Genomic DNA, 24,870 nt, shown 5'->3' on the forward strand with positions numbered 1-24,870 from the left:
TAGGTGCTGTCCCAGCGCGTATGAGACAGCAGCACGAAACTGCCGGCAGCCCTGGCAGGACAGCCGGCTATGCTGCTATATTACTTCCACGTATTTTCCAGCACCCGTACCCAATTTCCGTGGGTGATTTTTTGCAGCTCATCGTCATCGAAGCCATGTGCCTTCAAGCGTTCCAGCAAATGAGGAAGCCCTGTCACATCGCTTAATGAGTCTGAGACAGTTGTGCCGTCGAAATCGGAACCTAAAGCAACATGGTCAACACCGAAATTTTCGGCGATATAAGCCACATGCCGGACAATGTTATCCAGTGAGATATTGGTTCCGAGACCGCCATCCTGCCGCAGCATATTGACCGCATAATTAATACCGGCCACACCTCCCGACGCCGCAATGGCTGCAAGCTGTTTATCGGTCAGATTGCGAGCGCTTGGGCTGAGGGCGTGGGCATTGGAATGGGTTGCCACGATTGGCGCGTCCGTTATATTTGCGACATCCCAGAACCCTTTCTCATTCAGGTGGGTTGTGTCGATCATAATTCCCAGCTGGTTGCATTCTCTGACGAGGGCTTTGCCGGCGTCCGTCAGGCCGGACCCGGTGTCAGGTGAAGATGGATAGCGAAACGGGACGCCTTCCCCGAATAGATTGGGCCGGCTCCAGACGATGCCGAGTGACCGCAATCCGGCTTGATAGAGCACATGAAGGGCGTCCAGGTTTGTATCAATCGCTTCCGCACCTTCAATGTGAAAAATGGCAGCCATCATGTCCTGCTGCTGCAGACAATCTTTTAATTCAGCAGCTGTCCGGACGACCTTAAACTGACCATCTGAAGCAGCCTCAATCTGAAATAATTTCGCAGCCAAAGCATTCGAAAATGTCAAGGCCCGTTCGTGACTGATCATCGGAGGCAGCGGTACATCATAGCCAGTTTCCGTTAAATGGCTCTCCGGCCCGCCCTGATCCACGGCATCCGGTGTGTAGACGGCAAAGAAGCCGCCGCCCAGGCCGCCTTTTTTAGCGCGCGGCAGATCGATATGGCCTGAGGTGCTTTCTGTGAAAAAAGAAGGGGTATCGTTCGACTTGTGCAGCCTGAGAAGTGTGTCATTGTGTCCGTCCAGTATTGGAAAGTGGCCCATTATTGCAACACTCCTTTTTGTTTAAACGTGTTTTTAGTTTACCATATTTTAATAGCGTTGTATGTTTCGGGGGCCATTTATTTACGGTGATTATGAAATATAACAAGATAGTTAGTGAAAAGATAGAGCGGTTTTGTTAAAATCAACCATGGTTTCTTCTGGACACGCCTCATCTTTTACCTGATAATCGATTATAAATAAACAGCTTATATTTACTAATGGACAGCTGGCTATTGTAAAGGAGTTGTAGACGTGGTATTTGTCTGGTTTGGTTTAGCAGCGGCGATAACCGTTTTAACTGCCATAAAACTATCACAATATGCTGATGTTATCAGCAGTAAAACACGAATGGGCGGGATGCTTGTCGGAACGGTTCTGCTTGCAGGTGCGACATCACTCCCGGAACTGACGACAAGTTTCTCAGCAGTTGTGATTGCTAATAGTGATATTGCAATTGGCAATATGCTTGGTTCTAATTTGTTTAATATATTTATATTGGCTGTACTGGACCTGTTTTACAGGCGGCACAAACTGTTTTACCTTGCTAACAGGAATCATAAGTATACGGCGTTTTTAGGTCTATTTCTCATGTTGCTTGTGTTAACTGCTCTGCTGTTCAGACCAGGTTATACCCTGTTGGGAGGCGGGGTGGATGCTTGGCTGATTTTAGCGGCCTATATTGCTGGCATGATAATCATCAGTCAAATGCCATCGCCGCAAACCCGCACTGAGACGGTGAAAGATGCAAAGGACACAGCGGCTAAGACTGCTTCTATTCCGGTGAAATTTGCGATAATTGGTTTTATCCTGACAGCTGTGATTATTTTAGGGTCAGGTACATTGCTTTCGATAACCGGCGATGAGATTGCTGATGTAACGGGGCTTGGCTCCAGTTTCATAGGCAGTTTTCTGGTTGCGGCGGCTACGTCACTTCCGGAAGCAGTGTCAGTTTTTTCGGCATTACGGCTGAAAAATGTTAATTTGGCGATAGGTGCTATTCTTGGCAGTAATATGCTGAATATGGTGATTCTCGCTTTATCAGACTTTGTCTATCAGGATGGTGCCATTTTAACTGATGTCAGCGCTTCTCACATAGTGTCGGCTGCTGGCGGTTCTTTCCTGGCAGCTATTATCATCTGGTCGTTCATGCGGCAGCAAACGAAATCGCTGACTGCCTACAGCAATCCTTCGGTGATAATGGTGGTGGGCTACTTTCTGGTTCAGTATCTTGTATTAAAAGGCTAAAAAATCAGGTTTAACTGCAGGATTGCAAGGGAATACATGATATAAGTGCAACATTATTGACGATAAGGAGCTGAAGACAATGGCTGAACGAATTAAATTACGTTGGAAAGAAGAAGTAGCTGAAGATACCATGGCTTTCCACTGGGAAATGCCTGAAGGATTTGAATTCAAAGCAGGCCAATTGGGTGATTTTACTTTAATAAATCCGGATGAGACGGATGAAGAAGGAAATACCCGGCCTTTCTCGTTCGTTTATGCACCTTCAGAAAATGAGCTGGTGACCGCTACTCGTATGCGTGATTCAGCTTTTAAACGGGAGTTATCCAAACTCTCTGAGGGCGATGAGGTTGAATTTGATGGTCCGAATGGCCATTTCACGCTGCACAAGACCGAATCAACGCCAGCTGTTTTCCTGATTGGCGGTATTGGCATAACGCCAATTCGGAGTATGATTGGTGAGGCAACAAAACAAGAGACATCACACGATATGACTTTGCTGTTTTCAAACAGCAAGCCAGAGGATGCACCGTTTATGTCTGACCTGCGGGAATTCGAGAAAGAAAATCCGAATTTCACGTTCGTCCCAGTTATGACACAGGCTGATTCTGAATGGGACGGTGAGAGCGGGCATATCGATGCGGATATGCTGAAACGGTATGTATCCGATGTGAGTAAACCGATCTATTATCTCTCCGGGCCGCCAGGAATGGTTAATGCGATGTATGATATGCTGGTTGAAGCAGGCGCGAATGAGGACAATATCCGAGCTGAAGAGTTTGGCGGCTATTAGTCTTGCGTGACCTGCCAGGGACATGGTCTATGAGAGCATACGCCTGTGCTAGATGGTTTAACTTTTTGGCTGTCTAATTGCGTTGGTTCTTAACAGCGCCATAAACAGTGCAATCTTTAACATAATGTTTGTTATCAATACAAGCTCACTTGTATAAAAAGCGCGAATCCAGCTATAGATGGATTCGCGCTTTTTGCTAAGTATGTTTATGTCTCTTGGTTTACGACGGCTTCCGCAAATTTTTCGCCGTACTCAATGTCCTGATCATCCGGTTCCAGTTCAAACTTGAACTTTTCTTTATAAACGGTTGCGTTTTGTTCAGAAGCTCTTGTTGCGAGTGTATCGATTGCAGGGCCGTAGATATCATAATACGCATCGCATGAGCCGAATGCTCCGACACGCTTACCTGTCAGATCAACGTCTTCCATATCATCATAAAAATCTTCCACTTCAAATGGAATATCATCATCCCATGAATAGGAGCCAAACATGATACAGTCAAATTCCTGCAGACGTGAGGCCTCTATTGGGTCGAGATCAAATGATTTGAATGTTACGTCATGACCCAGTCCCTGCAGATGTTCAGTCATTTCTTCTGCCATGATTTCTGTACTGCCCGTCAGACTGGCACATATTATGAGGACATTTGCCATTGAAAACCAACTCCTTTATTTGCTTGACCACATTATATTATACCTTCTAATGAGAACAGTTTTCAACTTAATAAGCTGTGAAATTTCCCGGAGCTCATATTATGCTAAATCATCCCTCAACGATTATAGTTACCTGATTAATGCCATTTATCCACATAAGTATGTATCAAGGCATAATTCATTATTTAAAAATAGTTAACATTCAGTTAAATAATGAATAGACTGTTGGTAACAAACTGTCAGTAATCGACAGTTTGTCTATCACCGTGTCATCTTCCGGCGTTCTAAAAGCGTGCGTCTTTTCATAAGGGGTGGTAGTATAGGGACTTATTCTCAACAAATTATGTCGTATGAAATGGTAAGCGTTTTCATGATTTTATCCGGAGACATTAGCGGGGAGGGATAAGGCATGTTAACATTCTCAATTTCCGAGTATCGGGAACGCTTGCTGAAGACAAAGCAGCGGATGGCTGAGGCCGAGGTGGATTTGCTGTTTGTAACGGATCCGGCGAATATGAATTATTTAAGCGGTTATGACGCATGGTCATTTTATGTCCAGCAAATGCTCATTGTTCATTTGGAAGAAGAACAGCCAATTTGGGTCGGCCGCGGTCAAGATGCCCAAGCGGCGTGGCACACAACCTGGATCAGTGAGGACTGCATAGTTCCATATGCTGATGATTATGTACAGTCAGACAGCAAGCACCCAATGGATTTTGTATGTGATTTATTAAAGAAAAAAGGGTGGGAAAATCAGACAATTGCTTTGGAAATGGATGCCTATTATTTTACGGCCAAAAGTTATTTACAGCTAACGAAGGGGTTGCCGAATGCAAGGTTTAAAGATGGAACAAATCTGGTCAACTGGCTTCGGATTATAAAATCAGAACAGGAAATCACCTATATAAAACAGGCGGCCCGTATTTCAGAAAAAGCGATGCAAGCGGCATTTGACACAATGAATGAAGGTGTGCGGCAATGTGATGTTGTTGCTGGCATATCACATGCTCAAATTACAGGGACGGAAGACTTCGGCGGTGATTATCCAGCTATCGTGCCGCTGCTTCCAACGGGCGAGAAAACATCTGCTTCACATTTGACATGGACTGAGGAGCGGTTTAACGATGGTGATCCAGCCATTATTGAATTAGCCGGCTGCTATAAACGTTATCATTCACCGCTTGCCCGGACAGCAGTGATTGGAAAGCCATCACAGCAGATGCAATACGTTTCGGATGTGGTGCTTGAAGGCATTAATACGACATTGGATGCAGTCAGACCAGGCGTGACGTGTGAGGAGCTGGAAAGCGTCTGGCGTGGCGTTATCGAACAGAGCGGTATTAAAAAAGAATCGCGTATGGGTTATTCAGTTGGCCTGAATTATCCGCCTGACTGGGGAGAGCATACAGCGAGTCTCCGCCCGAATGATCGTACAGTGCTGGAGCCGAATATGACATTTCATTTGATCCCTGGTATCTGGATGGACAATATGGGAGTCGAAATTAGTGAATCATTCCGCGTGACGGAAGATGGGTGTGACATTCTTGCGGATTATCCGCGTGAACTGCAGGTGAAGCCCAATATCCGCTTGGCATAAAGACGTATAAAAAAGCCGCCCTCCACCAAGTATGCCGAGGACGGCTTAAACTGTTCAGGATTTTAGAATTTCCACGCTTCCGGATTAATTAAATTCACAGGTTTTTCACCATTCAGACCGGATTCCAAATTTTTTGCGGCCAGTTCTGACATTTTTTCCTCTGTCTCGTGCGTGGACGAACCAATATGCGGTGTCGTCACGACTTGTGTCATGTTCAGCAGCGGGTGGTCAGGCTCGACTGGCTCCTGGCTAAAAACATCCAGACCAGCGGCGGTTATGTCGTTGTTCTTTAAGGCATCGACCAGATCCTGTTCGATCACCGTCGGGCCGCGGGAGCCATTAATAAAGATGGCAGATGACTTCATCAGCTGGAACTCGCGCTTCCCGATCAACCCCTCCGTCTCTGGGGTGAGCGGTGCCATTAAGCAGACGAAATCTGATTCCTGGAGCAATGTTTCCAGTGAACAGTATTCCGCAGCAAATGCTTCTTCAGCATCCGGTTTTGGGCTCCGGGTGTGGTATAAAATGGGCATGTCAAATCCGAAATACCCTCGTTTGGCAATTGCTTTTCCGATTCGGCCCATGCCAATGATGCCGAGTGTTTTATGATGAACATTGTGGCCAAAATGGTCATTATCGATGGCCGCGGATTGCCACTTGCCATTTTTGACGAATTGGTCGAGCTCTGGAATCCGCCGGGCCGCAGCAATCAGAATGCCGAAAATGGCATCGGCTACTGTATCGTCTAATACGCCAGGTGTATTGGTCCCCATAACACCGTGCCTGCTCATAGCGTCGAGATCTAAATTGTCGTAGCCGACGGAGACATTGCTGATGACTTTTAATTTGTGGGCATGGGCCAGCAAGTCTGCGTCAACCGGCAAATCAAGACCAATAATGCCCTCTGCTTCACGCAAAGCAGTTAAAAAAGCCGGATCATGTTTTGTGTCGGCGTTTTGAAAAAAGCGGGCATCATATGACTGCTGTAACTTTTCCAGAACAGGCTTTTCGACACGATTATAGGCGATAATTTTTTTCTTCACTAGATTCCTCCTATCCCCCTGGATGCAGGGAACACATTTACTGCAAACATAGACGGAAACAGAACAATCGTCAATGTTTTGGCAAAAATTTAATAATAATACGTCCGGTATAATTCAGATTACTGTAACATAAAGTCCGAAATAGTGTTACGCGGTGATGCAGTGTCTCGAATAAAGTGTGAAGCGTACGCATATAGTGAATGGGGGAAGATGCAAAAACTATTTTCGAACACTTGTAAGGGGAGGTATCACAATGCATAAACAGTTTGCCAGTGTTAAGACATCACTGCCGGGTCCTAAGGCAAAAGAATGGCTAGAGCGCAGGCATGGTGCCGTGCCGCATGGTGTCAGTTACGGCACGCCGGCATTTGTTGAATCTGCCAAGGGAGCATTGATTCAGGATATTGACGGGAATCAATTTATCGACTTTGCTGGCGCGATCGGTGTCAATAATGTCGGTCACAGTCATGACACGGTTGTAAATGCTTTGCAGGATCAGGCGCCGCGATACATCCATACCGGGTTCAACGTCATGATGTATGATTCTTATATTGAACTCGCTGAAAAATTGGCTGATCTTGCCCCGGGCAGCTTTCCTAAAAAGACAATGTTTTTAAACAGTGGTGCAGAGGCCAATGAAAATGCTGTTAAGATTGCCCGCAAGTATACAGGACGGCAGGCTGTTGTATCATTGTCAGGCGGTTTTCACGGGCGGACGCTTCTTACGATGGCGATGACTGGCAAGGTTAAACCCTACAAGTATGAATATGGTCCGTTTGCGCCAGAAGTCTATCATGCTCCGTTTCCGTACAATTATCGCCGTCCGGACGGGATGAGTGAAGAAGCGTATACGGATTTGCTTCTGGAACGGGTACGGGATTTTTTTATTACGGAAATTGACCCGAGTCAGGTCGCAGCCTTTATAATGGAACCAGTTCAGGGTGAAAGTGGTTTTATTATCCCGAATAAAAAGTTCGTAAAAGGGGTATATGACTTATGTAAGCAGCATGGCATTCTGTTTATCGCTGACGAAATTCAGACGGGATTCGGCCGAACGGGCAACTATTTTGCGATGGAGCATTTTGACGTCGAACCAGATCTGGTAACTGTCTCCAAATCCATGGCAGCCGGACTGCCGATCAGCGGCATTATCGGGCGGCAGCAGATCATGGATGATGCAAACCCAGGTGAACTTGGGGGCACGTACTGTGGCACACCTATGGGCTGCCGCGCTGGTCTGGCAGTGCTGGATATTATGGAAAAGGAAAAATTGAACGATCGTGCGGTTATTATCGGTGACAGGATTATGAAAAAGTTTGAACAGCTTTATGATAAGTTCGATATTATCGGTGATTATCGCGGCATTGGCGCTATGTGTGCCCTTGAATTTGTGAAGGACCGCAGCACAAAAGAACCGGACAAAGACATGGTCGGCAAGGTGCTGCAGCAAGCACGCGAGCGCGGATTGATTGCCTTAAATGCGGGTGTGTATGATAATGTTGTTCGTTTTCTCATGCCGCTTGTCATTACGGATGATCAGCTGGATGAGGGGCTTGAGATTCTGGAGGAGGCCATTGAGGCGTCCGTTGTCGGCGAAAAAGTTAACTAAACAACGCAATCTAATAAAGGAGTGATGAACATGGCAATAAAAACAGACAGTTATTTAATGAACATTAATGGCGAATGGACTGGCGGCGATCTTGATACGCTTGGAGTCGTGAATCCAGCAACGAATGAAACGGTCGGCAAGGTGCCATACGGTGGTGAAAACGAGACGGAACAGGCCATTGATGCAGCTTATGATGCCTTTCAGACATGGTCAGAGCGGTCGTCTCATGAGCGTGCTGGTTATTTAAAGAAATTGTTTCAGCTCATGCATGATAACCTGGAAGATCTTGCTCAGACCATGACCGCCGAGATGGGTAAGCCTATCGATGAGTCACGCGGCGAGGTTAAGTATGCCGCTTCGTTTATTGAGTGGTTTGCAGAAGAAGGCAAGCGCGTTTACGGTGATACGGTTCCGACACACACACCAGGCAAGCGCCTGCAAGTATGGAAAAAACCGGTCGGCGTGGTAGCGGCTATTACACCATGGAATTTTCCAGCTGCGATGCTGACACGTAAAATGGGACCGGCGCTGGCCTCAGGGTGCACCGTGATTATGAAGCCGTCGAGCGAGAGCCCATTAACGGCAGTGAAGCTGATGGAACTGTGTGAAGAGGCAGGCTTTCCGAAAGGCGTTGTCAATTTAATGACGGGATCGTCGTCAAAATTTGCCAAAACAGTCATGGAAAACAGTAAAGTCCGCAAAGTGACGTTCACAGGATCAACTGAAGTCGGCAAAACCCTGATTAAACAAAGCGCTGATCAAGTGAAAAAATTATCGCTGGAGCTTGGCGGCCATGCACCGCTCGTTGTCCTTGATGATGCGGATATCGACCAGGCGGTTAAAGGCACGGTTCAGTCCAAGTTCCGCAATGCCGGCCAGACTTGCATTTGTGCCAACCGGATCTATGTTCAGGAAGGTGTCTACGATGACTATGTTGATAAACTTTCGAAAGAAGTCCAGAAACTTAAAGTCGGCAATGGCACTGATGAGTCGGTTGATATAGGGCCGTTGATTAATCAGGATGGCCTGGATAAGGTGAAACACCATGTGGATGATGCGGCATCCAAGGGTGCGACTGTCGTAACGGGCGGCGACGCGCTTCATGAAAATGACGGTGTGTTTTATCAGCCAACCGTGGTTAAGGACGTGGATCAATCGATGGTTGTTATGCAGGAAGAGACATTCGGGCCTGTTACACCTGTCGAAAAGATCACAAGTGATGCTGAAGCGGCAAAACTGGCCAATGATACGCCATATGGTCTGGCTGCTTATGTGTTCACCAATGATGTTTCCCGGGGCATGCAGCTGATTGAAAATCTGGACTTTGGTATTGTTGGCTGGAATGATGGCGGCCCATCAGCAGCCCAAGTGCCATTTGGTGGCATGAAGCAAAGCGGAATTGGCCGTGAAGGCGGTCATGAAGGCATTGAGGAATATGTTGAATCACAATATGTTTCAATCGCTATGGATTAACATGTGAATAACTTCTAAGTTTGTGATAAGTGGAATCGGTTCGTTCCGGTTCCACTTCATTAACACATAAACACACAGGAAAATGGCAGTCGAGGAGGGATGACGTGGCGGCGAAAGATTCGGCTGTCGAGACAAAGGCCCGCGCATTAGCTGGCCGCCTGATAGACTGGCGGCGTCACTTTCACCAATATCCCGAACTAAGTTTTCAGGAAACAGAGACATCCCAATTGATAGCTGATACACTGCGTCAAATTCCGGGAATGCAGGTTGAGACTAATGTCGGTTATTCAACTGCGGTTATGGGGCAGATTTCATCCGGCGCAGGGCCTGTCATTGCCATACGGGCAGATATGGATGCGCTTCCTATTCAGGAGACCAATACATGTGTTTATCGTTCCGTTCATGATGGCGTCATGCATGCTTGCGGCCATGATGCTCATTCGGCTATTGGGCTGGGTGCTGCCACTGTTCTCAGTGATCTTTTTCAGGACGGTCAGCTGAACGGGACAGTTAAGTTTTTGTTTCAGCCGGCGGAAGAAGCATCGGATGAACAAGGTTCCACTGGGGCGCCCTATATGATTGAAGCAGGTGTGCTCGAAGATGTGGATGCTGTGCTCGCATTGCACATGAGTCCGGAAGACCCTGTGGAGACTGTTAAAGTGCATGACGGCTATAGCATGGCTAATGTCGATGTGTTTGAAGCGAGTGTCTTGGCAACGGGGGGTCACGGAGCTTATCCGCACTTGGCGGCAGATCCTGTCTGGATGCTCGGGCCTGTATTGCAGACCTTGTACGGGATTACCGGCAGGCGGGTGTCACCGCTCGACTCAGCTGTCATCAGCATAGGACAGATCGAGGGTGGTTTTGCCAGCAATGTCATTCCGTCAGAGGTATCTGTCAAGGGAACCATCCGCAGCTATGATACGGATGTTCGTAAACGGATGCATGCAGAGCTGGAAAAGGCCTTTGCTCTTGCTGGATCTTTAGGTGGCGATTATAAACTGTCAATTGAGCCTGAGGATCCCGTGCTCTACAATTATCCGGACGTGAATCAGTTCATTCGGCAAGCACTGAATGACAATCACCCTGGTTTTAATGTATTGAACCAGCCGTTTGGGATGGGCGGGGAGGATTTTGCCCATATGACCCGGGCCGTTCCAGGGGCCATGTTTTTTCTGGGCTGTGCCGTTGGTGACGGGAAAACGCGTGATCTGCATACACCAAATTTTGATATTGATGAAAATATCCTGCCGATCGGTGTCAGTATTTTAACACAAACGGTTGAACACTTTTTGCAATCAGGTGAATTTAAGCACCAGGGTGACTGATATGGCCGCAACGTTTTAATCATGATCAACAAAACAAAGGGGGCTTCACTTGACATCACATTCCGTTACCCAGCGGGATGTCTGGAAGGCGAAAAACCGGATTGCTCCATGGGTTACTAAATCACCATTAATCTACTCTAAGCCACTATCTGAAACTGCGGGCAGCCCCGTCCATCTAAAACTGGAAAATCTTCATCCCGCCTATTCCTTCAAAATAAGAGGCGCAGCTAATAAAATGCTGAATCTACCATCACAGGAACAAAAACGAGGTGTCGTAACCTTTTCGACAGGTAATTTTGGTTTAAGTGTCGCCTATATGGCTAAAAAACTTCATATCAATGCTGTAATCTGCATTTCCCGCTGGGTGCCACAAACGAAAATAGAAACGTTGAAACGTTTTGGTGCACAAATCGAAATGAGTGGTAATTCGCAGGACGATGCTGAGAATAGGGGGTATCAGCTTGCGAAAGAGCACGGACTCACATTAATCCATCCGTTTGACGATGGATTGGTAATTGCTGGGCAGGGCACCATAGGTCTTGAAATTCTGGAAGAAATGCCGGAAGTGGATACGGTTATCGGCGGCCTATCCGGAGGCGGTCTGCACGCAGGCTTGGGTGTTGCGCTGAAGACAGCTGATCCGAATATTCGGATTACCGGAATTTCCACCATTAGAGGCCCTGCTATGTATGAAAGCATTAAGCAGGGAGAACCCGTGACGGTGACAGAACAGAATACACTGGCTGACAGTCTGTTGGGCGGTATTGGACGCGACAACCATTACACCATGGCCATGGTGAAGCAATATGTTGATGACATTCTGTTGCTTGATGACGATTCGATTGCTCGCGGCATGGTGTTTATGCTGGAGCAGGAGCGTATGGTTGTGGAAGGAGCAGCCGCCTCAGGTATTGGTGCTATTTTAGATAACCGGGTTCAGCTCGGCTCTCATGCAGTAGTTGTCGTCAGCGGGTGCAACGTCGACCCGATGACTATGACGTCCCTTAATAACCCGTTTGACAATGATAATGTGTAAGTGATGGGGAGGTTTTGCTATGCAAATGTTGTATAATGGAAAACTTATGGAGCGGGCTCCTGTTATTGATATTGAAGACCGTGGTTATCAATTCGGCGATGGGGTGTATGAAGTGATCGGCGTCTATGACGGAGAGCCGCTTATGATGGCAGAACACATGGAGCGTCTCCAGAGAAGTGCCCGCGAACTGCGGCTGTCATTGCCGAAAGACATGAATGATCTGAGATCTGATCTGGAACAGCTGGTTAAGGCCAATGCGCTTCAAGAAGGAATCATTTACTTGCAAGTATCGAGAGGCATTGCTTCAAGGGATCATGAATTTCCGAGTTCTCTTGTGCCGCCTGTCATAGTTGCCTATACACGAGAGGAGAAACGACCCACAGCACTTGAAGATCAGGGCGGGACAGCTATATTAATGGACGATATACGCTGGCTGCGCTGTGATATCAAAACGCTTAATCTCTTACCAAATGTGCTGGCTAAACAGAAGGCTGTTGAAAATCATGCTGTGGAAGCTATTCTGCATCGCGGCGACACGGTGACGGAAGCTAGTGCATCCAATGTGTTTATCGTTAAAAAAGGTCATCTTTACACCCATCCCGCTGATCAATACATTTTAAACGGCATCACACGGCGAAAAATCATCGAATTATGTGAAACGTTATCGATTAAGGTCCATGAAGAAGCATTTACTGTTAGTGATTTGCTGGAGGCTGATGAAGTATTCATTTCTGCGACGAAACTGGATATTATTCCGATTTTACAAGTTGGCGATAACATGATTTATGATGGCCAGCCGGGTTCTGTAACCAAACAAATCTTACAGGCATTTCGCTTACTTTATCAACATGATTAAAAAGCATTTAATACATTTAGAACCGGTCACATCATGATGGCTTCATGAGGAGGGATGTGTTCTGACACCCGAAGCATTATCCGGTTCGACTGTGGCAGAAGTTGATCTGACGGCATTTCAGGACAATGTACAGACGTTGAAAAACATGGCACATAGCCGTCTGTTCATGGCGGTCATTAAGACAAACGCCTATGGTCATGGTGTGGCTGAAATCGGACGTGCAGCCGTTGAGGCAGGTGCGGATCGTTTGGGAGTATCGACGGTTGAAGAGGGGACGCGACTGCGGGAAGAGGGCATTCGTGTTCCCATTCATTTGCTCAGTTCTATTATGCCGAATCAGGCATCTGAGGCCGTCCTTCATGATTTAATTGTTCCGGTTTCATCGGAAAATATGGCTGACACCCTGAGCCGGGAAGCTGTCAGACAGGCGAAAAATGTCACTGTCCATTTAAAAATTGATACGGGTCTTCATCGCTTCGGTATTAATCCGGGTCAGGCAGCCGTATTTTGCCGTGCATGTTATGATTTGCCGCGTTTAAATTGGGAAGGAGTTTATACGCATTTTTCTAATGCTGATGAAGGAGACTGGCTCACAACAAAACAGCAGTTTTCCAGGTTTATGAAAACGATATCATACTTTTCTCAGAAAGGTTGTCATTTTCCCATCCGTCATGCCGGTGCTTCTACCATTGCAATAGAACGACAGGATATGCATTTGGATATGGTCAGACCTGGTATTGCGCTATTCGGTTATCCGCCTGAACGCCGCCAGCGACAAATGGTTTCTCTGCGGCCGGTTCTAACACTGCGGTCCCGCGTTTTACATGTGCGTGACCTTTCGCCGGATACACCGGTTGGTTACGGCGATGCTTATGTCACCTCAGACTATGAAACAATAGCTGTTGTACCCATAGGTTTGGGTGATGGCTACCCAAGAGGATTGGCCAGAGAGGGGGAGATGCTGATCCATGGTCAGCGGGCTTCTCCGACAGGGGCCATCTCACTGGATCAGACCATGATTAACGTCACCCACATATCAAATGTCAAACCAGGGGATGAGGTTGTTATTATTGGCCGTCAGGGAAACGATGTGATTTCAGCGCGTGAGACAGCAAATTGGATAAATGGCAATGTTGACGATGTATTGGCAAGTTTGACGGAGCGGGTCCCAAGAATTTATAAATAAGTGAAGCGGCGCAGCGATCAGCAAACTTGCATCCCTCTATGCAAAAGAGCAGGTTTGCTGATTTTATGTCTGCGAAAAATACAGTTTTTTGTATTGTCAGCACTATGTCCTGTATAATGATGGTTTGAGTAATACTAAATAAGGAGGAGCTTATGATCGATCATCTGCAGGATACAGTTACCTTAAATAATGGCGTGACAATGCCTGGGTTTGGACTAGGAGTTTATAAAGTTGACGAACAGACTGCGGCTGACTCAGTAAAAGCTGCTCTAAAAAACGGCTATCGCAGTATCGATACAGCCTCTTATTATGACAATGAGGCAGGTGTCGGGCGAGGTATTAAGGAATCTGGTATTTCAAGAGAGTCTATTTTTGTCACATCAAAAGTCTGGAACGATGAGCAGGGGTATCATAATACGTTAGAGGCATTTGAAAACAGTCTGGCTAAACTGGGGCTGGATTATCTCGATCTGTACCTGATTCATTGGCCTGTAAGCGATACATATTTGGAAACATGGCAAGCGATGGAAAAGCTTTATGAAGAAGGACGTGTCCGAGCAATTGGTGTAAGTAATTTTCATGTGCATCATTTACAGCGTCTGATGGCGAATACTCGCGTCAAACCAGTGATTGATCAAGTTGAATATCATCCCCATCTAACGCAGGAATCTTTGCGTGTGTTTTGTGAGCAGGAAAATATCCAGCTTGAAGCCTGGTCGCCGCTGAAAAAGGGCCGGCTGCTGGATGATCCCAGCATTAATGATCTGGCTGAAAAATATGGCAAGACCCCCGCCCAAATCATTCTGCGCTGGGATGTGCAAAATCATGTTGTCACGATTCCGAAATCCACACATGATGAACGGATAAAAGAAAATGCATCTATTTTTGATTTTGCACTTGCAAATGAGGACATGCAAAAGATCGACAGTTTGAATCAAAATGACCGAACGGGCAAGAATCCTGACAGTTTTGATCCATCCTAGTATAGTGATTTAAAGGAATCATACAATGCTTTATAATTTAAAGCACTGTGTAAAAGAATAGTCGTTTATCTGAGTAAATTTACAGGACAACAGGGAGAGATGTGTGAGATGGAAAAGGCGGAAAGGGGTCTTTCAACGATTTTTAGATGGGATTGAACGCATCGGTAACAAGTTGCCGCATCCAATTACTCTATTCGCTATTTTAGCTGGATTGGTGCTTATTTTGTCCGCTGCTTTACAGCCTCTGGGGATCAGTGTTGAGCACCCTGGTGAAGCAGGCAAAATGGTTGAGATTAAAAACTTGCTGAACGCTGAGGGCCTTAAATACATTTTTGGTCATATAACCGAAAACTTCGTTGAGTTTGCGCCGCTTGGCGTTGTGCTAGTAACGATGCTTGGGATTGGTGTGGCTGAACGGACCGGCCTGATCAGTGCTATATTGCGCGGATTTGTATTGGCTGTTCCGACACGTTTCATAACAGTCGGGCTGGTTTTTGCCGGTGTTATGTCAAGTGTTGCATCAGATGCTGGGTATGTTGTTCTGCCGCCGCTGGGTGCTTTGATTTTTGCTGGATTGGGGCGGCATCCGCTGGCCGGTCTTGCTGCTGCATTTGCGGGTGTATCGGCCGGATTCAGTGCGAATCTTGTAGTTTCTGGTACAGACGTGTTACTAGGAGAATTGACGATTGATGCTGCCTCAGCTATTGACCCCGGTTATGCTGAAACAATGAATATCCTTATGAATTGGTTCTTTATTGCAGCTTCTGTGTTTGTGCTGACAGGCATCGGGACCTGGGTGACCGAGCGAATTGTTGTTCCGCGTTTAGGTTCCTATAAAGGTGAGGACGCGGACACAGCGGAAGCAGATGATGATGAGAATCTGCAAAATCTTAAACCCATTGAAAAGAAAGGCCTTATCTGGGCAGCGATTTCTTTAGTCATTGGACTTATTATGGCGGCATTGCTTGTTCTGCCGGAAAATGCTCCGTTACGCGGTACAGAAGGCAGTGCAATGGACCGGATTGTCCAGTCGCCATTTATGGATTCACTAGTGCCGATTATTGCGATTCTGTTTTTTATACCAGGTCTCGTGTATGGCATTGTCACGAAGGTTATCCGCAATGATAAAGATGTTGCTGGGCAATTGACTGATACGATGGCTTCAATGGCTATGTTTATTGTTCTGGCGTTTACAGCCGGTCAATTTGTTGCTTTCTTTAAGGAATCCAACATGGGAACTGTTCTGGGTGTTTACGGGGCGAAAGTTCTCGACAGTATTAATCTGACAGGTATACCGCTCATCCTTCTGTTTGTTTTAATAGCGGCCTTTATTAACTTGTTCATTGGCAGTGCATCAGCTAAATGGGCTATGATGGCTCCGATATTTGTGCCGATTATGATGCAGCTCGGTTATTCACCGGAAATTACACAAATGGCCTATCGTGTCGCCGACTCTGCCACGAATATTATTACACCGCTGATGACTTACTTTGCTGTTATTATTGCTTTTGCGCAAAAATATGATAAGAAAATGGGTATTGGAACTATGATTTCGGTTATGCTGCCATACTCACTATATTTCCTTATCGGGTGGACCATTATTCTGGTTATCTGGATGCTGCTTGGTATTCCACTCGGACCTGGAGCGCCAATTGAATATGGCAGCTAGCAAAAAAGTCCTTTCACTTATTGTGGAAGGACTTTTTAAATCTCTGAGTATTTGAGATATCAATCGTTCATAGTCTAGCGGCCTTTATAACCTGTCCGGAAAATTTCCTGGACGGGATGAACGGTGACGTAAGCATCTGGATCAATGTCTGTAATGATTCTTCTGAATGGTACGATTTCCTGCTTATTGATAACCAGATACAAGACATCCTGCTGTGCATTTGTGTAGCCTCCTTTTCCCTCCAGAACGGTAATACCGCGTGACATTTTCTGTGTGACAGCGTCCAGCACATGGTCCGGATAACTGGAAATAATAATGGCAGCTGTCCGTTCGTTGGCACCTTCAACAACCATATCAATAATTTTTGCTTCAATATAGACTGCGACAAGTGTATACATGGCGCGTTCCTGTCCAATGATAAATGCCGAGCCTGCAATGACTGCAATATCAATAAACAGCATGCCTTGACCAATTGTCCAGCCAAACAGCCGATTGCCCATTCGAGCGAGGATGGATGAGCCGCTTGATGTTCCGCCCGTACGGAAAATCAGACCAAGCCCCAGACCAATGCCCAAACCGGCGAACAAGGCCGCCAGCAGCGTATCATCATTAATTTTATATCCCCACGATGCTGTTAAATCCAGAAAAATCGATGAAAGAATAATAGCTGTAACCGTATATGCGGTGAAACGTTTATCAAAGAATCTGTAGCCGATGACGACGAGAATAGCATTCAGTACAAAGTTAACGACACCAGAAGGCCAGTTGAATAAATAATGGGCTACAATGGAAACCCCGATGACGCCGCCTTCTGATAAATGGTTAGGAATGATAAAGAAATTAACACTGATCGCAAAGATGAATGAGCCGATTATAATTAAAAGCAGATCTTTCGTTGTTTGTTTCATAGTCAATCCTCCATTTCCAACGTGATTATCGCGGCATGGCTTCTATTATAACGAAAGCTGCGTGCTTTGAGAACTCAGGGATACGTTAATGCGTGCTATTTTGTACGTGTTACAGAGAAGTGCTGGGTACTGATTGAAAGGTGGTGCGAATAGACTAATACAGGCATCATGCTGGAGGGGTCACTATGCAAAAAGTCATCGTGCTGCTTGCAGGCGTTATCATAACGGGGATCTTGAGCTTTGTGCTGCTGTCTGTTTTCCGGCCGTCACCTGAGGACCAGGCGATTGAAGCAGTGGCGGCATTTTACACATATGAGCAAAATGGCAATTTCGAAAAATCGTGGGCGATGTTTCATCCGTATATGAAAGCGCGGTATGCAAAAGCGCGGTATTTGCAGGATCGTGCCGGTGTATTCGCAAGTCACTTTGAGGTGGATACATTCTCCTTCAGCACTGGTGAAGCTGTCAAACAGGAAAACTGGAAGCCGGATGACGATGCCGAAACGATCGAGGTTGTCTATCAAGTGCCTGTAAGGATGCACTATGCCGGAAAATACGGGAATGTAACGGTCGTTCAGAATGCGTTTGCGGCCGAAATGGGCGATCAATGGATGATTCTATGGAACTATAAACAGTAATGCGTTTTAAGAATAGGCGCTATGATTGAAATAACGCCTATTGGGGTGCTGCTTCCACACGATATAAATAAATTTTAAAGGGTGACTGGCTGTTTTCAAATGCCTGTTCAAATGCCAGCTTATTCTGGTTGTGGTTTTTAATCGGCACTGCTGACAGCACATAATCACCACCCAGCCGTGCGAGTGCGTCTGTGTTAATGTCTAAATGGTCAAGTTCGGCATCGCTCTTTTTGGTGAAAAGGTAGTGTTTTCCCAACTCGGCTGTATACATATACAATCGGCCGCCCCAATCGTCGAAATATTGCTCCAGCGATGAATCCTTGGCAAGCTCTGGTGCAATGATTCGCCGGAATTGTCGTTTATAGTTAAGCGGGTAGCTGTTGTTGTATGTGTCGAGTGTGTAAAAGCCATTGTATTGGGCGATTGTTGGATGCAGGCCAATGCTCACAACACGGTAGTCTGCCTGATCTTTTCCAATATAACTGGCAATTGAGTCAAACAAATCCGCCGAATAAAATTCTGCAAATGTTGGCGTGCCAATATCCCCGTATTTCAGTTCTTCATCTAACGAAAAGACATTGAACAGCTGGACGGTCATGATGGCGATGACAATCACCTTACCGAACCGCAGATGCTTCCATAACAGCCAGAGTGCCAGAGCGAAGCAGATATAGAAGATCACGGGATGCAGAAAATGAATCCGGCTGAAGTTGAATTCATTAGCGAGTGAGAAACTGTCTTTGATCACACGCATCCCGCCCCAATACCAGAACGCATACCATAAGGACAAAAGGGCATTCGCCAGGACGAGCGCTATCAGCCATTTCGGATTAATCCGCCGGTAAAGAGCCACGATTAAAGCAGCGCCGATGACGGGCAATATAATCTCTGTATGAACAGCCATATCATGTGTATGTCCGGTCAGGAAATTTTCAAGAAAAAGCTCCATAGTCCCCGGCAGATCTTTATGGCCCAAGTTAAGCGCTTCCCGCTGCGACGTGAAGTCCGCATTGATAAACATGGCATAAATCAGCATGTAATTTTTGATTAAATAGATACTTGTCATGCCGGCAATGCCTGTGAACAAGGCCCAGTTGCTCTTGTGGAAACGAATCCAGTCTATAAGCCATAAAACCCCCATTAAGCCAAGGAAAAAGACAAATGTCAAAATAAAACTGGATAAAAACGGAATGATCGTCAGGACGAGCCAATGATACCAGGGTGTTTGCCATCTATGGCGCCGGATGGCCAGAAACGCATGCAGTGCAAGCGGAAGACCTGCGATGGACAGCATTCCTGACGGCCAGAACGGCAAAAGCGCAAACGCCAAAGCAACTCCGGTTACAATCCATTTTGAGCCGATAAAGCGCTGCAGCAGCAGATACATTCCCCCAAAAGCAGCAAAGCGCATGATCGTCTGCCCAATGATGTAGGCGGTCATGGGTTTAAACAACACATAAAACCAGACCATCATATCGAATGGGGAAGGAAGTGCGCTCCGGGGCAGGCCGTCAATAATAGCTGGCAGTTCCGACAAGGAGAAAAACTGACCGCTTTCAGCCAGTAATTTGTACCAGACAATATTGGAATCCAGATTATCATGCACACGTATGTGTGTATCCTCACCCAGAATGTAGTAAGGGGAGAGATATAGAACTATCACAATACAGGCTATCAGAATGTGTTTATACCGTGAAAAAACCTTTAACATGACTGATGACATGGTCAACATCCTTTTCGTTCATTCCATGATACAGGGGCAAACGGAGCAATTTATCACTTTCAGCTGTGGTATAATTGTCTGTGCCCGCAAATTCGCCAAATCGCCTCCCGGCAGGAGACGTGTGCAACGGTACATAGTGGGTGGCTGCTGTAATGCCCTGATTTTTTAAATGCGTCTGAAGTTCCGAACGGCGCTCCGTTTTAATGTAGAACATGTGCGCATTATGCTCACATGCTTCTGGAACAGCGGGCAGTGTCAGGTCCGGTATAGTCTTGAGAGCCTGGTTATAAGCCTGCCATGTGCGCATTCTGTCAGTCATGATGGCGCCGGCATGCTCCAGCTGGACAGATAAATAGGCGGCATTCAATTCACTTAATAAAAATGAGGAGCCGACATCACGCCACGTATATTTGTCCACCATACCTCTGGCAAATTGTTTTCGATCGGTTCCTTTTTCCTGGAGGATCTCCGCCCGCTCGGCAAGGCTTGAATCGTTGACAATCAGGGCACCGCCTTCCCCGCAGGTGATATTTTTCGTTTCATGAAAGCTGAATGTGCCCATATGACCAATTGTACCGAGAGCTTTGCCTTTATATGTACTCGTCAAGGCCTGAGCAGCATCCTCAACCACCCAGAGTCGGTAATGCCGGGCTATTTCCATTATGGCATCCATATCAGAGCTGATGCCGGCGTAATGGACGACAACAATTACCTTTGTTTCAGGGGTGATGGCCTGTTCAACAGCTTCTGGCGAGAGATTCATCGTCGCTGGATCAACGTCTGCGAAACGGATGGACGCGCCTCGCAACACAAAAGCATTCGCAGTTGTCACGAACGTATAGGAAGGCATTACAATGTCATCACCGGGTCCAGCCTCTGTGAGAAGAGCGGTCATCTCCAGTGCAGCTGTGCAGGATGGTGTGAGAATGGCTCTGTGACAATTCAAATAGGTTTCCAGCCAATTCGTGCATTCGTCACTGAACGGCCCATTACCGGATAGTTTCTGATTCATTATAGCCTCCCGTACAGCATCTTCTTCCTTTCCAATATGGCACGGTTTGTTAAAATCCAGCATGTTAGCACCTCACAAAGATTGGCTCGTGACAACAAGACCAGCGATAATAAGTGCCAGTCCGAGTACCTTTTGCACGGTTATTGGATCACCGAACAGAAAGGCCGAGAGCAGAAAAACCAGCACAAACGAAAAACTCATAAAAGGATAGGCGTAGCTGATATTGAATTTCGTCATAGCGGCCATCCAGCATAATGCCGCCAGAAGAGCAGCCGCAAAACCGGATACGATCCATGGATTCAGAAATTGCTGCAGCAGAAACAGCAATTTATCCCACAGACCCGCCGGAAGCGCGCCTGCCTGATCCATTTGCCACTTCAATACGAGCTGACCATAGACGGTAAATACAATCGTTCCGAAAATATAGACATAGCCCATCATGCAAACGCGCCATTCAATTTGTGATAGACATCCACTGCACCCCTGAGCCGGAAGCCGAGTGTGTAAAACAGATTCAGAGAGGGTGCGTTCACCGCTGAAACCGATGTTTGCAGTTCCTCATAACCGGCCTTGAAGTGTTCACGGCAGCTCAAACTGGTGAAACGTTTTGCGAAGCCCTGTCCGCGATAGTCTTTGCGAACGCCAAGAAGCAGCACTTTATTGTCTGAAAATCCATAGAAACCAACTGTGTCACTATCGTATGTCAAGGCGAATAGTTTGCCGCTTTGCTGCAAATCATCTACCCAGTTTTTATAGCGCTTATCAGCTAAAGCATCTGGTATATGGAAATCACGGTGAAAACGTCCCAGTGTAAAGGCCTCCTCAGCAATCGCCAGGATCGCGCTGGGATTATAATCTTTCGTAATCCGGACATGATTATCTTCAAACACTTGCAGGTTGTCGCGCTGGCAAACTGGTTCAATTAATGTATCAACATAGTAGAAGCCGTGTCTTAACAGGGGCTCAGGATTTTCCAGTGGATCCACCTTAATCGTAAAATGCCCCTCATAGGCATCTGTCTCCTCAAGAGCTTCTTTGCCTATGTCTGTTACTTCATATGTATTCACGCCGAAATTGCGTTTGTCCCAAGGTGTTTCGCGTAAATATGTGATATAATCACCTCGTATGGTCAGTGTCATCTGTTGTTTTCCGGATCAAATAAAGGGGCCTGCCCTTGGTTTCATTAAAGATTTTTCCAATATACAAGCCCAGGATACCAAAATTAAAAAAGGTCATGCCGCCAATGAAATAAATGGATACCATCACACTTGTCCAGCCCTGCACAGGCTGGTTGAGAAAAAAGTAGCCAGCGATTAAATACAAGCCATAGATCAGCGAGGCGAGTGCTAATAAAAAGCCGAATTGAATCGAGAGTCTAAGCGGTTTATTGGACTGTGATACGATGGCATCTGTTGCCAGAGTGACCAGCTTTCCCAGATTATAGGAAGTTTTGCCTTCTTTTCTGGCATTGTGTTCCACGGCTACAGACTGGGTTTTATAGCCCATCCATTGAATGAATATCGGAAAGAATCGGTTTTGTTCGCGCAATTGCTGGAAAGCCCGGATAACCTTCTTTTGACTGATGCTGAAATTAGCGATCGTATGGTCCGTCGATTTGCCGCTGAAGTAGTCATAGATCTTGTAAAAGACTTGCGACAGTTTGCGTTTAAGCCATTTATCCTGCCGGTGGACTCGCTTCCCGAAGACGACTTCATAACCTTCCAGAGCTTTGTTATATAATGTCTGAATTTCTTCCGGCCGGTCCTGCAGGTCACAGTCTATGACTACCACCCAATCCCCCTCTGCATAATCAAGTCCGGCTGTGATAGCATGGTGCTGACCGAAATTGCGGGCGAAGTCGATGCCTTTAATCCGGCTGTCCTGTGTATGCAGTTCTTGAATCGTTTCCCAGGCATGATCGGGGCTGGCGTCATTCACTAAAATGATCTCCATTTCGGCCGGGATGGCTTCAACCGTTTTGATAATCCGCCTGCAGAGCTCTTCCAGACAGGTGCGGCAGCCATATACCGGCACGACAATCGATATTAGCGTGTCACGTGTTCCCACTGATCAACATACCATTTCACTGTGTTATAAAGCCCTGTCTTAAACGATGTCGACGGCTGCCAGCCCAATGCGTGCTTGATTTTACGGTCATCGATGGCATAGCGGCGGTCATGTCCCGCCCGGTCTCCAGTAAACGTGATCAGATCCTGGCAGCTATGTATCCCAGGCTTGAATGCATCAACCAGTTCACAAATCATCTTGGCTAATGCAAGATTCGTTTGTTCATTGCCGCCGCCGACATTGTATTTCTCTAAAGTCTTACCGCTATGAAAAACTAAGTCAAGTGCCTCGCAATGATCCATGACATACAGCCAGTCACGCACATTCTGACCATCACCATAAATAGGCACCGGTTTCGAGGCCAGGGCTTTTGTAATCACAGTGGGGATCAATTTTTCCGCATGCTGCCCAGGTCCGTAATTATTGGAGGAACTGGAAATAACCACATCCATACCATACGTCAAGCCAAAGCTTCTCACCAGCATATCGGCCCCGGCTTTCGAGGCACTGTAAGGGTTGCGCGGATCAAGCGGTGTTTGTTCATTAAAGGTCACTTGCTCATCCAGGTCAAGCGCTCCGTATACTTCATCGGTAGAGACGTGGTGGAACCGGCGTTTGTCCACTTCTCCCGCCTTTGTCCAAGCTTCCCGGGCCGCCTGCAGCAAAACGGCCGTGCCAAGCACATTGGATTCAATAAATGTTTTTACATCGCTAATGGAACGATCAACATGGGACTCAGCAGCAAAATGGATGACGCCATTGATATCATAATCCGAAAAAATAGCATTCATGAGTTGTTCGTCGGCGATATCTCCCTCGATAAAGTCATAGTTGTTCTCTGCGTCGATAGCCTTTAAATTCGTTACAGATCCGGCGTAAGTCATGTTATCGACATTAACAATATGGTAGTCAGGGTAGTGTTGTCTGAGATAGTGAATGAAATTGGAAGCTATAAATCCCGCTCCGCCTGTCACCAGCAGGGTTTTACTCATTTTGTACCAGCTCCAGCATTGGATTTTTATCAAGGGTATTCCAATATTGTTTTGTATGTTTGCGATTGGCGATTTCCATTAAGTATTGTCCATAATCGGTCTTTTTCATACGGGTGCCTTTTTGATGCAGGGTTTGCCGGCTTATATAACCCATGTAATAAGCGATTTCTTCCAGACAGGCAATTTTAAAACCCTGGCGCTGTGTGACCTTGATAAATTCAGTTGCTTCAAACAGAGCGTCATGTGTGCCAGCATCCATCCAGGCCAATCCACGTCCTAACAGCTGTGCATCAAGCTGATTGTTTTTCAGATATTCCCGGTTGAGATCCGTGATTTCTGTTTCACCGCGATCCGAACGGGACAGACCTTTAGCGATCTGGACAGCACGGCAGTCATAAATATATAAGCCTGTAACCGCAAAATCGGAGTTCGGTTCTCTTGGTTTTTCTTCGAGTGACGTTACTTTTTGCTTATCATCAAAATCAACCACACCGAACCGTTCTGGGTCTTTCACACGATAGCCAAAGATAGTGGCATGCTGGTGCTGTTTGAGAGCTCTTCGGAAAAGGGTGGTGAAACCCTGTCCGTAGAATAAGTTATCACCTAAAATTAATGTGACATCGTCATAACCAATAAAATCTTCAGCCAATATAAACGCATCCGGAATGCCGTTGGGGTTTGTCTGTTCCTTATACTGCAATTTGATGCCAAAGGCTGACCCGTCCCCGAGCAGCTCCTGAAAGCGGGGGATATTGTTCGGGCTGCTTATAATCATAATGTCTTTTATGCCGCCAAGCATCAGCACAGACAATGGATAATAAATCATTGGTTTATCATAAACTGGCAGTAAATGTTTATTGACGCTGATCGTACTTGGAGCAAGTCTTGTGCCACTACCGCCCGCGAGAATAATGCCTTTCATTTGTATC

The 24,870-nt window shown here is 46.4% G+C and carries 23 protein-coding genes; 12 read left to right on the top strand and 11 right to left on the bottom strand.

Annotation, left to right across the window (positions count from 1 at the left end; translation table 11 throughout):
• Positions 1–80: 80 nt before the first annotated feature.
• Positions 81–1,133: a dipeptidase gene (locus ACFQU8_RS11015; protein WP_382359861.1), complete on the bottom strand. Its 1,053-nt coding sequence runs from the start codon at positions 1,131–1,133 to the stop codon at positions 81–83.
• 252 nt (positions 1,134–1,385) lie between these two features.
• On the opposite strand from ACFQU8_RS11015, the gene ACFQU8_RS11020 reads away from it, so the two are divergent.
• Both ACFQU8_RS11020 and ACFQU8_RS11025 read left to right on the top strand, forming a co-directional pair.
• Positions 1,386–2,378, top strand: coding sequence for a sodium:calcium antiporter (locus ACFQU8_RS11020; protein ID WP_382359864.1), 993 nt, complete (start codon positions 1,386–1,388; stop codon positions 2,376–2,378).
• Between the two features lie 79 nt (positions 2,379–2,457).
• Complete coding sequence (locus ACFQU8_RS11025; RefSeq protein WP_382359867.1) at positions 2,458–3,168, top strand: ferredoxin--NADP reductase; 711 nt, start codon at positions 2,458–2,460, stop codon at positions 3,166–3,168.
• A 206-nt stretch (positions 3,169–3,374) separates the two neighbouring features.
• On the opposite strand, the gene ACFQU8_RS11030 is transcribed toward ACFQU8_RS11025, so the two are convergent.
• Positions 3,375–3,821 (bottom strand): flavodoxin domain-containing protein, encoded by a 447-nt coding sequence (locus tag ACFQU8_RS11030; RefSeq protein WP_382359870.1) that lies wholly within the window; start codon positions 3,819–3,821, stop codon positions 3,375–3,377.
• Between the two features lie 409 nt (positions 3,822–4,230).
• Between ACFQU8_RS11030 and ACFQU8_RS11035 the strand changes: the two genes are divergently transcribed.
• On the top strand, positions 4,231–5,418 hold the full coding sequence (locus ACFQU8_RS11035; RefSeq protein ID WP_382359873.1) for a M24 family metallopeptidase: 1,188 nt from the start codon (positions 4,231–4,233) through the stop codon (positions 5,416–5,418).
• Positions 5,419–5,480: 62 nt separating this feature from the next.
• Here the strand turns inward: ACFQU8_RS11035 and ACFQU8_RS11040 are convergent, their stop codons facing one another.
• Positions 5,481–6,461: a 2-hydroxyacid dehydrogenase gene (locus ACFQU8_RS11040; RefSeq protein ID WP_382359876.1), complete on the bottom strand. Its 981-nt coding sequence runs from the start codon at positions 6,459–6,461 to the stop codon at positions 5,481–5,483.
• Between the two features lie 253 nt (positions 6,462–6,714).
• Here ACFQU8_RS11040 and gabT point away from each other — a divergent pair, with 253 nt between their 5' ends.
• The 8 genes from gabT to ACFQU8_RS11080 all read left to right on the top strand — a co-directional run bounded on the left by gabT (position 6,715) and on the right by ACFQU8_RS11080 (position 16,601).
• Positions 6,715–8,070, top strand: a complete 1,356-nt coding sequence (gene gabT, locus ACFQU8_RS11045) for a 4-aminobutyrate--2-oxoglutarate transaminase (protein WP_382359879.1) — start codon at positions 6,715–6,717, stop codon at positions 8,068–8,070.
• A 30-nt stretch (positions 8,071–8,100) separates the two neighbouring features.
• Complete coding sequence (locus ACFQU8_RS11050) at positions 8,101–9,543, top strand: NAD-dependent succinate-semialdehyde dehydrogenase (RefSeq protein ID WP_382359882.1); 1,443 nt, start codon at positions 8,101–8,103, stop codon at positions 9,541–9,543.
• 104 nt (positions 9,544–9,647) lie between these two features.
• Positions 9,648–10,871 (top strand): M20 metallopeptidase family protein, encoded by a 1,224-nt coding sequence (locus ACFQU8_RS11055; RefSeq protein ID WP_382359885.1) that lies wholly within the window; start codon positions 9,648–9,650, stop codon positions 10,869–10,871.
• A gap of 49 nt (positions 10,872–10,920) precedes the next feature.
• A complete protein-coding gene (locus tag ACFQU8_RS11060) occupies positions 10,921–11,907 on the top strand; it encodes a pyridoxal-phosphate dependent enzyme (RefSeq protein ID WP_382359887.1) in 987 nt (328 codons plus the stop codon).
• A 19-nt stretch (positions 11,908–11,926) separates the two neighbouring features.
• Positions 11,927–12,763 carry a D-amino-acid transaminase gene (gene dat / locus ACFQU8_RS11065; RefSeq protein ID WP_382359890.1) on the top strand — a complete coding sequence of 279 codons (837 nt, stop codon included), beginning with the start codon at positions 11,927–11,929 and terminating at the stop codon, positions 12,761–12,763.
• Positions 12,764–12,854: 91 nt separating this feature from the next.
• Entirely contained in the window at positions 12,855–13,949 is a 1,095-nt protein-coding gene (alr, locus tag ACFQU8_RS11070) for an alanine racemase (protein ID WP_382359893.1), read from the top strand.
• 152 nt (positions 13,950–14,101) lie between these two features.
• Positions 14,102–14,932 (top strand): aldo/keto reductase, encoded by an 831-nt coding sequence (locus ACFQU8_RS11075; RefSeq protein ID WP_382359896.1) that lies wholly within the window; start codon positions 14,102–14,104, stop codon positions 14,930–14,932.
• Positions 14,933–15,035: 103 nt separating this feature from the next.
• Entirely contained in the window at positions 15,036–16,601 is a 1,566-nt protein-coding gene (locus tag ACFQU8_RS11080) for an AbgT family transporter (protein ID WP_382359899.1), read from the top strand.
• Positions 16,602–16,675: 74 nt separating this feature from the next.
• Here the strand turns inward: ACFQU8_RS11080 and ACFQU8_RS11085 are convergent, their stop codons facing one another.
• Positions 16,676–17,509: a YitT family protein gene (locus ACFQU8_RS11085; RefSeq protein WP_382359902.1), complete on the bottom strand. Its 834-nt coding sequence runs from the start codon at positions 17,507–17,509 to the stop codon at positions 16,676–16,678.
• A 185-nt stretch (positions 17,510–17,694) separates the two neighbouring features.
• On the opposite strand from ACFQU8_RS11085, the gene ACFQU8_RS11090 reads away from it, so the two are divergent.
• Complete coding sequence (locus tag ACFQU8_RS11090; RefSeq protein WP_382359905.1) at positions 17,695–18,147, top strand: hypothetical protein; 453 nt, start codon at positions 17,695–17,697, stop codon at positions 18,145–18,147.
• A 37-nt stretch (positions 18,148–18,184) separates the two neighbouring features.
• Here the strand turns inward: ACFQU8_RS11090 and ACFQU8_RS11095 are convergent, their stop codons facing one another.
• From ACFQU8_RS11095 to rfbA, 7 genes are read right to left on the bottom strand one after another with little or no spacing between them, the layout of a single operon-like run.
• Positions 18,185–19,870, bottom strand: a complete 1,686-nt coding sequence (locus tag ACFQU8_RS11095; protein ID WP_382359908.1) for a DUF6044 family protein — start codon at positions 19,868–19,870, stop codon at positions 18,185–18,187.
• The gene (rffA, locus tag ACFQU8_RS11100; RefSeq protein ID WP_382359911.1) at positions 19,833–20,945 is read right to left on the bottom strand and encodes a dTDP-4-amino-4,6-dideoxygalactose transaminase; all 1,113 of its coding nucleotides are present in this window, start codon (positions 20,943–20,945) and stop codon (positions 19,833–19,835) included. Before rffA ends, ACFQU8_RS11095 begins: the two co-directional genes overlap by 38 nt.
• A 9-nt stretch (positions 20,946–20,954) precedes the next feature.
• The gene (locus ACFQU8_RS11105) at positions 20,955–21,320 is read right to left on the bottom strand and encodes an EamA family transporter (RefSeq protein WP_382359914.1); all 366 of its coding nucleotides are present in this window, start codon (positions 21,318–21,320) and stop codon (positions 20,955–20,957) included.
• Positions 21,320–22,021, bottom strand: a complete 702-nt coding sequence (locus tag ACFQU8_RS11110; RefSeq protein ID WP_382359916.1) for a GNAT family N-acetyltransferase — start codon at positions 22,019–22,021, stop codon at positions 21,320–21,322. Before ACFQU8_RS11110 ends, ACFQU8_RS11105 begins: the two co-directional genes overlap by 1 nt.
• Positions 21,999–22,949: a glycosyltransferase family 2 protein gene (locus tag ACFQU8_RS11115; RefSeq protein WP_382359919.1), complete on the bottom strand. Its 951-nt coding sequence runs from the start codon at positions 22,947–22,949 to the stop codon at positions 21,999–22,001. Before ACFQU8_RS11115 ends, ACFQU8_RS11110 begins: the two co-directional genes overlap by 23 nt.
• On the bottom strand, positions 22,928–23,941 hold the full coding sequence (gene rfbB / locus ACFQU8_RS11120) for a dTDP-glucose 4,6-dehydratase (RefSeq protein ID WP_382359922.1): 1,014 nt from the start codon (positions 23,939–23,941) through the stop codon (positions 22,928–22,930). The genes ACFQU8_RS11115 and rfbB overlap by 22 nt, the downstream gene beginning before the upstream one ends.
• A complete protein-coding gene (gene rfbA, locus ACFQU8_RS11125) occupies positions 23,934–24,863 on the bottom strand; it encodes a glucose-1-phosphate thymidylyltransferase RfbA (protein WP_382359925.1) in 930 nt (309 codons plus the stop codon). Before rfbA ends, rfbB begins: the two co-directional genes overlap by 8 nt.
• Between the last annotated feature and the right edge of the window lie 7 nt (positions 24,864–24,870).

This window comes from Lentibacillus kimchii (assembly GCF_042666895.1).
In the GTDB taxonomy this organism is placed as follows: Bacteria; Bacillota; Bacilli; order Bacillales; family Amphibacillaceae; genus Lentibacillus; species Lentibacillus kimchii.

Coding starts and splice junctions, on each gene's coding strand:
- ACFQU8_RS11015 (WP_382359861.1), bottom strand. CDS start 1,133: ATGGGCCACTTTCCAATACTGGACGGACACAATGACACACTTCTCAGG.
- ACFQU8_RS11025 (WP_382359867.1), top strand. CDS start 2,458: ATGGCTGAACGAATTAAATTACGTTGGAAAGAAGAAGTAGCTGAAGAT.
- ACFQU8_RS11030 (WP_382359870.1), bottom strand. CDS start 3,821: ATGGCAAATGTCCTCATAATATGTGCCAGTCTGACGGGCAGTACAGAA.
- ACFQU8_RS11035 (WP_382359873.1), top strand. CDS start 4,231: ATGTTAACATTCTCAATTTCCGAGTATCGGGAACGCTTGCTGAAGACA.
- gabT (WP_382359879.1), top strand. CDS start 6,715: ATGCATAAACAGTTTGCCAGTGTTAAGACATCACTGCCGGGTCCTAAG.
- ACFQU8_RS11050 (WP_382359882.1), top strand. CDS start 8,101: ATGGCAATAAAAACAGACAGTTATTTAATGAACATTAATGGCGAATGG.
- dat (WP_382359890.1), top strand. CDS start 11,927: ATGCAAATGTTGTATAATGGAAAACTTATGGAGCGGGCTCCTGTTATT.
- ACFQU8_RS11075 (WP_382359896.1), top strand. CDS start 14,102: ATGATCGATCATCTGCAGGATACAGTTACCTTAAATAATGGCGTGACA.
- ACFQU8_RS11085 (WP_382359902.1), bottom strand. CDS start 17,509: ATGAAACAAACAACGAAAGATCTGCTTTTAATTATAATCGGCTCATTC.
- ACFQU8_RS11090 (WP_382359905.1), top strand. CDS start 17,695: ATGCAAAAAGTCATCGTGCTGCTTGCAGGCGTTATCATAACGGGGATC.
- ACFQU8_RS11095 (WP_382359908.1), bottom strand. CDS start 19,870: ATGTCATCAGTCATGTTAAAGGTTTTTTCACGGTATAAACACATTCTG.
- rffA (WP_382359911.1), bottom strand. CDS start 20,945: ATGCTGGATTTTAACAAACCGTGCCATATTGGAAAGGAAGAAGATGCT.
- ACFQU8_RS11105 (WP_382359914.1), bottom strand. CDS start 21,320: ATGGGCTATGTCTATATTTTCGGAACGATTGTATTTACCGTCTATGGT.
- ACFQU8_RS11110 (WP_382359916.1), bottom strand. CDS start 22,021: ATGACACTGACCATACGAGGTGATTATATCACATATTTACGCGAAACA.
- rfbB (WP_382359922.1), bottom strand. CDS start 23,941: ATGAGTAAAACCCTGCTGGTGACAGGCGGAGCGGGATTTATAGCTTCC.
- rfbA (WP_382359925.1), bottom strand. CDS start 24,863: ATGAAAGGCATTATTCTCGCGGGCGGTAGTGGCACAAGACTTGCTCCA.